This window comes from Sphingopyxis sp. TUF1, assembly GCF_036687315.1.
GTDB lineage: Bacteria > Pseudomonadota > Alphaproteobacteria > Sphingomonadales > Sphingomonadaceae > Sphingopyxis > Sphingopyxis kveilinensis.
Window position 1 is genome coordinate 1,854,725 of sequence record NZ_CP144683.1, and the last position, 12,107, is coordinate 1,866,831.

The 12,107-nt window shown below is 64.3% G+C and carries 1 protein-coding gene; it reads left to right on the forward strand.

Annotated elements, in window-relative coordinates:
* Window positions 1-121 precede the first annotated feature (121 nt).
* Window positions 122-12,094 (forward strand): beta strand repeat-containing protein, encoded by an 11,973-nt coding sequence (locus tag VSX77_RS08885; protein ID WP_338424246.1) that lies wholly within the window; start codon window positions 122-124, stop codon window positions 12,092-12,094.
* The last annotated feature ends 13 nt before the right edge of the window (window positions 12,095-12,107 follow it).

The window sequence follows — 12,107 nt, forward strand, 5'->3', positions numbered from 1 at the left end:
CATGCTCTCCTGATGCGTGGGGAAAGTCCGAGTCGTTCGGACGGTAGGGTCGCACTGACATTGTGAGAATTTTGCTGTGCCGTTTTTTCGGCAGGGCGAGGTGCGCGCGAGGGAAATGGACATGGACGCTTTTGACAATCCGGCCCGGAACCAAATGGATGGACTCCAGCGCGACGGTGCATCGATTGACCCGTCGAACGGGGCGGTTGCGGGCAGCGATCTTCTGGCCGCCACCGCGCAGGTCACGGCGGCCGTTTCGGCGACGCCGCTTGCGATCCAGGCTATCCTCGTTCCCGACGCAAGCGGCCGTATCGTCCTGCCCGCGGGCACCTCGATCGACGACATCACGGTCTCGGGCACCGACCTCATCGTCGCGCTGCCGAACGGGCAGGTGCTGATCATCCCGAATGGCGCGGTCGACGTCCCGGCGATCGTGATCGATGGAGACACGGTGCCCGCGAGCACGGTCGCGCAACTCCTCGAAGGCCTTGCGGACTTCAATCCCGAAGCGGGTCTCCGCAGCTCGGGCGGGAATTTCGCCGATCCCGAAGGTCCGATCCAGGACGCTTATGCGCTTGGCGATCTGCTGCCCTATACCGAACTGGCCTTTCCGCAGCCCGAGGACGAGGAACTGATTCCGGATGTTCCCGATGAGGAACCCACCGTCGTTATCGTCACGCCCGATCAGCCCGCCGGTGCGACTGCCGCGACGGCAAGCGTCGACGAGGCAGGGCTGCCCCAGCGCGGCGAAGAGCCCGCGGGCAGCAACAGCGCCGCGACCAGCGAAACGACCACCGGATCGATCGTCTATGACGCAGCCGATGGTCTGGGTTCGATCACGATCAACGGGACCGCCATTACCGCGGTCGGCCAGGTCGTCACGACGCCGCTTGGCCAGCTGACGATTACCGGCCTGACCACGGGCAATGTGGGATACAGCTATACGCTTGCCGATAACACGGATGCGGGCGCCAATCTGACCGACGTCTTCACGGTCTCGGTCACCGACCGCGACGGCGACACCGCGACCGCGACGCTGACGATCGACATCATCGACGATGTCCCGACCGCACGCGCCGATATCGATCAGGTCGCCGTGGGCAGCTTTGCACCCGAAACAGGCAACGTCCTCACCGGCGTGGGGACGACAAGCGGTGCGGCGGGGAGCGACACGACCGGCGCCGACGGCGCGTCGCTGACGGGCGTCCGGCCCGCGGGCAGCGAGGGCGGTTTTGCCGCACCAGGAACGGTCGCCGGTCAATATGGCGCACTGACGCTGAACGCCGACGGCAGCTATTCTTATATCCGCAGCCCCGGCACGCCGGGCGGCGTCGACGATGTCTTCACCTATCAGATTACCGACGGCGACGGCGATATTTCGACGGCGACCCTGACCATCAGTATCGCCGATTCGCCGGCCGTCATCACTTTCGTGCCCGGCGAGGGCGAAGGCGGTACCACCGTCTACGAAGCCGACCTGCCGGGCCGCAATGGCGAAACCCCGGGTTCAGCCTTCGGGGGCGGTGGAGGCGGCGGTGCTTCGACCAGCGCCACCATCACCTTTACTGCGATCGATGGCGTGGGCAGCGTGTCGCTCGGCGGGACGATCATTACCCCCGGCTCGCTGCCGCAGACGGTGTCCAGCGACGCGACGGGGACGCTGGTCGTCACCGGTTACAGTCATGATCCGGCGACGGGCGAGGGATCGATTACCTATGTCTATACGCTGACCGACAATAAGCTCGACGCTGACGGCACGACAGTCAGCTTTGACCTCACGATCACCGATGTCGATGGCGATGCGGCGTCGGATACGCTCGACATCCAGATCGTCGACGATGCGCCGGCGGCGCGCGACGATGCGGACAGCGTGACCGAGGATGGGCCGCTGACGGCCGATGGCAATGTATTGACGGGCTTGGGTGGCGGCGACGCCAATGCGACCGACGGCGTCGCCGACACTCAAGGCGCCGACGGGGCCGCCGTGACGGCGGTCACCGGCGGCGCGATCGGTGAACCGCTCGTGGGCGCTTATGGCACGCTAACGCTGAACAGCGATGGCAGCTATTCCTATGTGCTCAACAATGCGGCGCAGCCGGTGCAGGGGCTGTCGACGGGCGATACGCTCACCGAAGTGTTCACTTATACAATCACCGACGGCGACGGCGATCTGTCGAGCGCGACCCTGACGATCACAATCAACGGCGCCGACGACGGCGTGACGATCGAGGGTCTTGAAGCCCAGGGCGGCGAAGTGGTTGTCGACGAGGATAATCTGGCCGATGGCTCGTCGCCCGACGCAGCAGCGCTGACGCAGCCGGGCAGCTTTACGATTTCGTCTCCCGACGGGCTTGACGATGTGACGATCGGCGGAGTGCAGGTCGTGACGAACGGGGTGTTCACCGCGGGCACCGCGACGAGCCCGCTCGGCACGATCAATATCACCGGCTTCACGCCCGTGACGGGCGCCGATGGCTCGGTGATCGGCGGCACCTTCACCTATGAATATGTCCTCGCCGACAGTACGCTGACGCACCCGGACGCCGGCGAGGATTTCGTTGGCGACAGTTTCGCGGTGCTCGTGACCGACAGCGACGGCTCGAGCGCCAATGCCAGCCTCGACGTGCGGATCATCGACGATGTTCCGGCCGCGGCCGATGACAGCGCAAGCGCGGCCGAAGATATGGCGATTACGATCGATGTGCTCGCCAACGACGTGCGCGGCGCCGACGGTGTCGACGCGGCGACCAGCGTGGCGCTGGCGACGGCGCCCGCCAAGGGCAATGTCATCTATAACGGCGACGGCAGCTTCACCTACACCCCGACGCCGGGCGAGGAAGGCGAAGACAGCTTCACCTATACGATCACCGACGGCGACGGCGACACCTCGACCGCGACGGTGACGGTGACGCTTGCGGACGATTCGACACCGACGCTCAGCCTCGGCGCCGACAACAGCGTCGACGAAGCGGGCCTTCCCGCGGGGTCGGACGCCGCGTCGAACGGCGAAACGGCAACCGGCAGCTTTGTGTTCACAACGGGCAACGACGGCGTCGCCTCGCTCGTCATCAACGGCGTCGACGTCACCGCGGGTGGCACGGTCACTACGCCGTTCGGCGTCCTGACGGTCACCGAGAACGCCGGCACCTACAGCTACAGCTATACGCTTACGACCAATACCGCAGGCGACGGCACGTTCGACAGCTTCTCCGCCGTCTTGACCGACAGCGACGGCGACACAGCGGCCGATACGCTGGTGATCGACATTATCGACGATGTGCCGACCGCACGGCCTGATACCGACAGCGTGACCGAAGACGGCCCGCTGACCGCTGACGGTAATGTGCTGACCGGAAGCGGGGGAAGCGATTTCAACGCTACCGATGGCGTCGCCGATACGCAGGGCGCCGATGGCGCGACCGTCACTGCGGTCGGTTTCGGCGCGGCGGTAGGCAGCGTCGGCGCCGGACTTGCGGGCGCCTATGGCACGCTGACGCTGAACAGCGACGGCAGCTACCGCTACGTGCTCAACAATTCCGCGCAGCCGGTGCAGGGGCTGTCGCAAGGCGATACGCTTTCCGAGGTTTTCACCTACACCATCACCGATGGCGACGGCGATCCGGCGACCGCAACGCTGACGATCACGATCAACGGTGCCGACGATGGCGTGACGATTACCGGGCTCGACGCACAGGGCACCGAACTTGCGGTCGATGAAGACGATCTGCCCGTGCGCACCGGCGAAGCGCCAGGGTCGGACACCAGCCCCGAAGGCGTGACCGATGGCGACAGTTTCAGCGTATCGACGCCCGACGGCATGGGCAGCGTTGTGCTCGACAGTTTCAACGGTGTCCCGCTCGGCACGCCGCTGACGCTCGTCACCGCCGATGGCAGCTTCACGCCGCAATCGGTCGCGACCGCCTATGGCACGCTGAACATCACCGGCTTCACGCCCGTCACCGGCGCCGACGGCTCGGTGATCGGCGGCACGTTCACCTACAGCTATTTGCTTACCGACAATCGCACCGATCATTCGGCGATGGGTGAGGACGATCGCACCGTCAGCATCGGTGTCACCGTCACCGACATCGACGGCAGCAGCGCGAACGATTCGATCGACATCCGCATCACCGATGACGTTCCCGATGCGATCGATGATGCCGCGACGCAGACGCTCGAAAACGCGCCGGTAACGATCGATGTGCTCGGCAATGATGTTCAGGGCGCCGATAGTGTGCAGCCGTCGGCGGTCGAACTCGTTCAGGGATCGCTGACTGGTACGGGTTCGCTCGTTTATAACGGCGACGGCAGCTTCACCTATACGCCCGCCGCGCAGGAAATCGGCACCGTCAGTTTCCAATACCAGATTACCGATGGCGACGGCGATACCGACATCGCCACCGCGACGATCACGCTCGTCGCCGATTCGATCCCGCAGATTCGCAACGCAGACGATGTCACGGTTGATGAGGACGGGCTTCTGGGCGCCAACATTGACAACGGCCTGCCGGGCGAAGTCACCTCGACCGGCAGCGCGAGTGCCAGCGGCACGATCACCGTCGATTTCGGCAGCGACATTCCCGCCGTGCTGGCGGGATCGCTGGTGCTCGATGACAGCGCCGCGCTGGATGCGCAGCTTACTGTCGGCGGCGTGCCAGTGACTTTTGCCAAGGACGGCGGCGACCTAGTCGGATCGGTCGGCGGCGATGAGGTGATCCGCATCAGCCTGACCACCGCGACCGCCGGCCCTGGCGCGACCGAAGTCACCTATGGCTATTCGGTCACGCTGTCGCAGGCGATCGATCAAACGGCCCCCGGCAGCGAGGATAGCGATTTTCTCTCGGGCATCGGGTTCATCGTCACCGACAACGACGGCACGCCCGTTTCGGGCGCGTTCGATGTCACGATCGTCGACGACCTGCCTGCGCTCACCGTCTCCGACATCCCGACCAGCGTCGTCGAGGGTGCGACCGTCGGCGGCAGCTGGACGCTCGATGCCGGCGCCGATGGTGTCGCGTCGGTGCTCGTCGAATTCGGCAGCGGCAGCGCGACGCTCGCGTTGACGCCGGGCAGCAGCGTGTCCATCGCTCAGCCGACAGGAACGCTGACCGTTAATTCGGACGGCAGCTTCAGCTTTGCCGCGGTGAACAACCAGAATAACGCTGCGAATCCGTCCGCCACTTTCACCCTGTCGGCGGTCGATCGCGACGGCGACCCCACGTCCGACAGCCTGACGATCGCGATCACCGACGGCGCCGACCCGCTCGATGCCGCGCCGATAACGCTGACCGTGAACGAAGCTGCGATCGATACGGTTGGCAGCGATCCGGCCAGCGGCGACGAGATCGACAGCGGCAGCCTCAGCTTCACCGCGGGGTCGGACACGCTATCGGGTTTTGCCTTCACCGGGGTTTCCGGACTGGTCACCAGCCTCGACGGTGCCGGCCCCGACATCTTCTGGTCGATGGCACCCGATGGCCAGACAATCACCGGCTCGCTGGCGATGGGTGGCCCGGCCGCGATCACGATCAGCCTGACCGCGCCGGCCAGCATCGCGCCCGGCGCGACCGCGAACGCAATCGTGACCGTAACGCTTGCCGACAATCTGCCGCACGCACTGGCGATGGCGGCGCAAACGCAGGCGCTCGGCACCGTCACCGTGCAGGCAAGCGACACCGACGGCGACGTAGCGAGCGGCGTCGTGACCATAGAGGTCACTGACGACATTCCGGCGGCCGCGCCCGACACCGACAGCGTGACCGAGGATGGCTCACTGGTAGCCGACGGCAATGTGCTGACGGGCAACGGCGGCGGCGATACCACCGCCACCGATGGCGTCGCCGACGAGCAGGGAGCCGACGGCGCGAGCGTCACCGCGCTTCTCGGCGGCACCGTCGGGGTACCGCTCGTCAGCACCTATGGCACGCTGACGCTAAACAGCGACGGCAGCTATTCCTATACGCTCGATAACGCGAACAGCGTGGTGCAGGGCCTGTCGGCGGGCGAGACGCTCACCGAAATCTTCACCTACACAATTACCGACGGCGACGGCGATCCATCGACGACCACACTGACGATCACAATCAACGGCGCCAACGACGGCGTGACGATCAACCGCCTCGCGATTCCCGACGGCGAAGAAACCGTCAACGAAGATGACCTTGCCAACGGATCGTCACCCAACGCTGCGGCGCTGATCCAGCCGGGCAGCTTCACCGTCGATGCGCCCGACGGGTTGAACGATGTCATCATCGGCAGCGCGCATGTGATGGTGAACGGCGTTTTCACGCCGGGTCTCACGACGAGCAGCGCGCTCGGCACGGTAACGATCACCGGTTTCACGCCGGTTCTCGCGGCCGACAATTCGGTCATCGGCGGCACTTTCACTTATGAATATGTGCTCGACAACAATACGCTGACCCACCCCGCGCCCGGCGAGGACAAAGTGACCGACAGCTTTGCCGTCACCGTTACCGACAGCGACGGGTCGATCGCGAACGCAAGCCTTGATGTCAGGGTTATCGACGATGTGCCCACCGCCGCATCCGATCCCGCAATCGTCGTTGCCGAAGATGCGGCGCCGGTCGGCGGCAACCTCCTCGCGAACGATGTGCAGGGCGCCGACGGCGCGACCGTGACCTCGGTGACGATCGGCGGCACTGTCACCGCCATCAATGCGGTCGGCACGACAGTGATCGCGACCGCGAACGGCACGTACAGCTTCACCGCCACCGGCGTCTGGACCTTCGATCCCAACCCGGTGAGCAACGCCGCCGCGGTCGATGCGGGCTTCAGCTACACGATCACCGATGGCGATGGCGACATCTCGACCGCGGTGCAAGCGATCAGCCTCGTCGATGGCGAGAATCCCGGCGATGCCGATTCGATCGCGCTTGCCCTCGATGACCAGAATCTGGCCGACGGATCGACCCCCGCCGGAAGCGATTCGGACAGCGACATGCTTGTCTTCACGCCAGGATCGGACGCAATCGCTTCGATCGTGTTTGGAAACAGCCTCGCCGGCCTCGGCGGCGGGCTGACCTGGGAGCGCGTCTCGGACACGCAGATCACCGGGTCGGACGGCACGCGGCTTGTCGTTACGCTCGACTTGGTACGCAGCGGCGACAGCGCGACGGTGTCTGCGACGCTCAATGACAATTATGATGGCCACCTGGTTCTCGATGTCGATGATCTGGCCGCCCTGGGCTCGGTGGATGTCATCGCAACCGACACCGATGGCGACACGGCGACGGGTAGCGTTGCGGTCACGATTTCGGACGACGTGCCGACGGCGCGCGCCGACACCGATGCCGTGGCGGAAGACGCGACCGGCGGCGCGACCGGCAATGTCATCACCGGCGCCGGGACGACCAATGCACCGGGCAGCGCCGACACGCAGGGCGCCGACGGGGCCGTCGTAACCGGTGTCGTTGCGGGTGCTTCGCCCACTGCGGTATCGGGCAATGTCGGTTCGGCGCTTGGCGGCAGCTATGGTTCACTGACGCTGAACGCCAGCGGCGGTTACACCTATACGCTGAGCAATTCGAACGCGACGGTTCAGGCGCTGGGTGTCAATGAAAGCCTGACTGAAACCTTTACCTACACGATCACCGATGGCGACGGCGACACCTCGACAACAACGCTGACGATCAGGATCGACGGCTCGAACGACGCCCCGACGATCGGGTCGGCGACGACCGCGGTATCGGACGAGGGGCTGGCGGGCGGTTTTCCCGACAACCTCGGCACCGTCGACACGACCAATCTGGCCGTTCGCACCGGCACGATCGCGGTCGGCGACGTCGATGGCGACGCGCTGACCGTGTCGCTCGGCACGCCCGCGATGGCGCTGTCATCTGGCGGGCAGCCCATCCTATGGGATACGTCCAACCCGCAAATGCTGTTGGGCAAGGTCGGGACCGAAACGATCGTCAGCGTCGCGATCGACAACAGCGGCAATTTCAACGTTTCGCTGCTGGGCCCGATCGATCATCCCGACACGACACAGGAAGACGCGCTGTCGCTCGTCATTCCGGTCAGCGTCTTTGACGGCACAACGACGGTTACCAACGCGACCGCGCTCACCATCGGGCTGGAGGATGATTCACCGATCGCGATCGCCCCGCTGGCCGCATCGCTCATCAACGCGCCGGGATCGTCGGTTTACCAGGCGCTCGACGCCGACCTGGACGTCGACAATAATTATGGCGGCGACGGGCCGGGAAGTGTCATCTTCACCGCGGCGACGATCGCTGCGCTGCATGCGCAGGGCCTGACCTCGGGCGGGCAAGCGCTGGCATACAGCATTTCGGCCGACGGTACCGTGCTGACCGCCGAAAAGCCTAACGGCGACGATGTTTTCGTCATCCGTCTCCAGCCCGCGGGTCATGCGGACCAATATCAGGTGCAAATGATCCAGAAGCTCGATTCGAACACGACGGTCGATTTCAATAGCGGCGGTTACAACTTCGTTGGGGGCAATACGGCGTGGGTCGGTTTCGTAAAAGCCGGCGACAACAACAGCCAAGACCTTCTCATCACTCCGATGAAGAATAACGCCGATGGCGGCACGGTGAACGCCAACGACAACGAAACGGGCGTCGACAACAATAATGTCGGCGCAAACGAAGCGGTGCGTGTCGATTTCGTGATCGACCTGACCGGGACCCCCGGAAACGGTCAGGACTATGGCACGCTCGCAAATCAGAACCACGCCTTTGATTCGCATTATAAAGCGAACGGGGCCTCGGCGCTGTTTACGAACATCACGAGCAGCAGCAGCGTCCGGCTGGTCGCGCGCGACGACGTCGACACCGACAATGATATCGGCGACGGCGTGAAGGACACGATCACGAAAGTATCGATCAGCTTCAACAACGCGACACTCTCGGCGACGACGAACGGAACCTACAATGTCGGCGGCCAGAATTTCACGGTAACCTTCGCCAATGGCGAAGCGACCGTCACCGGCGTTGTGTCGAACACCGTGATCGCTGGCTTCACGGCCGACGGCTATAACAGCATCGAATTCCACCATGCCGGTGGCAACACGTTCAAGATCGGTGATTTCGGTGCGGTCGTACAGACCGAAGATCCGGTTAATTTCGACGTTCCCGTGACGATCGTCGATGGGGACGACGATACGGCGCAGGGGTCGCTGGCGATCACCACGGCATCGCCGCTTCTGGTGATCGGCTCGGCTCAAGGCGATGTTGCCGGCGAACCGACCGACCATGTCGTGGCCAATCCGCAGGGTCTCGCCGACGGACCGATCGAGGGAGGAAATTTCGACGATACGCTGGTCGGCGATCCGGGTTCGGTGACGATCACCGAAGGGCAGCAGGCGAATGTGGTGCTGGTGCTCGACAGCTCGGGCAGCATGACCGACAGCATTTCCTTCGGCGGCGGCACAGTCTCGCGGATGCAGGCACTCAAAAATGGCGTGAATGCGCTGATCGACAGCCTGTCGCAGTCAGGTGCGCAGGATATTCGCATCACGGTAATCGATTTCGACGCAAATGGCTCCAATCTCGGCACGTTCAACCTGATCGTGAACGGGGTTGTCCAGAATGCGCAGGTCTTGTCGGCGAAAGCCGCCGTGAACGGGATGAGCGCTGCGGGCGGTACCAACTTTGAAGACGGTCTGCAGGACGCGCTGAGCTGGATCAACGGCGGCAACGGTATCGCAGGCGCCGATGTCAACAAGGTGGTTTTCGTTTCCGACGGTAACCCGACCTATTGGAACAGCGGCGGCACGGGTCAGGAAACCTCGACCAATATCCAGAACGCGATGAACCAGGTGCTCGGTTCCGACGGATCGAACGAGCCGCAACAGATCCTCGCGACCGGCTATTCGATCGATGCTGTCGGCATCAACGTCAGTTCGACGCTGCTGGCACGCCTCAGCGATGTCGAGGACGGCAATGCTTCGGGGGGTAGCGGGAGCGCGACCAACGCGACATCCGCCGAACAGCTTGCTGCGGTCCTTCAGGTATTGGGGGGTTCGACCGACCTTGCCGCAGCTGGGAACGATGTGATCAACGGCGGCAACGGCGCCGATGTCATCTTCGGCGACGTACTCTATACCGACGCTCTTGCGGCACAGCTCGGCGTCAGCCTGTCGCCGGGATCGGGCTGGGCGGTGTTTCAGACGCTCGAAGGACGGGTAAACGCCGAATCCATCGACCCCGCGAACAACGGAGCCGACTGGAACCGACAGGACACGATCGCCTATATCCGCGCCAATTATACGGCGCTGGCGCAGGAAAGCGGTCGGAATGGCGGCAACGACACGATCAATGCCGGTGTCGGCAACGACATCATCCTCGGCCAGGAAGGCAATGACACGATCAACGCCGGGGGCGGGGACGACCTGATCCGCGGCGGCACCGGCCGCGATGTCATGACCGGCGGAGCCGGGAGCGATACCTATATCTTTAACGCGGGCGACAGTCGCCCGACGCTGGGTGGCAGCGGCAATGGCGGAACGATCACCGGTCACGACGTAATCACCGATTTCAACCTCGCGGCCGACATTTTGAACCTGCCCGGAACGCCGGTCCCCGACGGAAACGGCACCGTGGACGGCACAAATTCGGTACTGACAATCAGCGGGCAGGCGGTCCGGTCGCACTCGGTGACAAACGGTGTGATTACGTTCGATGATGCCAACAGCTTCTCGACCGCGCTCACCCTGTCGAGCGACGCCCATGTCGCCGCGGCGGTCGATTATCTACAGCGAAACGACCTTGGCCCGGCGGGAACGACGGTCGCCTTCGTCGCGGAAACGCGGACCTTCGTCTATCAGCAGGTTGGGACCACGCCGGACCCTGCCAACGACATTTTGGTCGAGCTGCAAGGCGTTACGATCACCAATCTGTCGACGCTGATCGGCACGCGGATCACCCCCGTCACGCTCGATCTCGACGGCGACGGACTCGACTTCGTGTCGGCGTCGGCGGGCGCGGCGTTCGACTACGACGGCGACGGCGCGCGCGAAGCGACCTCGTGGGTGGGTTCGGGCGACGGCATCCTTGCCCGGGATGCCAATGGCGACGGCGTCGTCAACGACGGCGGCGAGATCGTCTTCTCGGTGGGTGGTTCAACGGACCTTGAGGGGCTCCGCCTGCAATATGACAGTAATGGCGACGGCCGTCTCAGCGCCGAGGATACGGCGTTCGCCAGCTTCGGCGTATGGCAGGACGGCAATGGCAACGGCATCAGCGAAGCCGGGGAATATCGCTCGTTGGCCGACCTTGGCATCGTGAGCATTACCCTCGCATCGGACGGCAACGCATATGTCGCCGGCGCGGGCGAAGTGATCGTGCATGGCGAGGCGAGCTATACGCGCGCCGACGGTAGCACCGGGGCGGTGGGTGATGTTTCCTTTATCACGCCGCGCGCGGCGAACGACACAGAACGGACCGCGGGGCATCAGGCGCTGACCAGCACACTGGTCGCGGCGTCGCTTGTCGCGATGATCGATGCCGTGCAGCCCGACGAAGCGATGACCGCGAAGTTCGCCGCCGAACCGCTTGCAACAGCAGAGGCGGGCGTGCTTGTCGAGGCAAGCGAACCCGATACTGCGATTGCCACCGATCCGTCGGCACTGGGGATCGTCGAAGCGCAAGAACTGCGCGCTGCACCGGACGCCGAACGCACCGCCGTGAACCATGAGAACGAGGCAGTGGCAGCAACGCTCGATATGGTCGAGGACCGCGGCGACCGATCGAACGATCACGGCGCCAGCGATGAGCCGGCCGAGGCGCTGTTCGACTTGTCCGGTCATCGTGCCGAGGGACCCGGCGGCACAATGGACGGTCTGCTCGCGCTCGGCGAACACCCCGTTGCGGCGGTCGTTGCGGCGACGGAGGACCCCAATGCTAATGCGGTGCTCGCGGAGGTTCTGGATGATGGCAACGCGATCGACCGGTTGATCAATGCGGTCGCGGGGGCCGCTCCGGTCGAAATGGCGCATGGCGAAAACCCGGCTTTCGATCTGGCGCAACTGCTGGATCAAAAGGTGGTGCCCGACGCGGCCTTTGCGCCCGCGCATTCAATCGAGATCGATCTGCATCAAATGGCGACCGCGTGACCGCGCCGGTTTC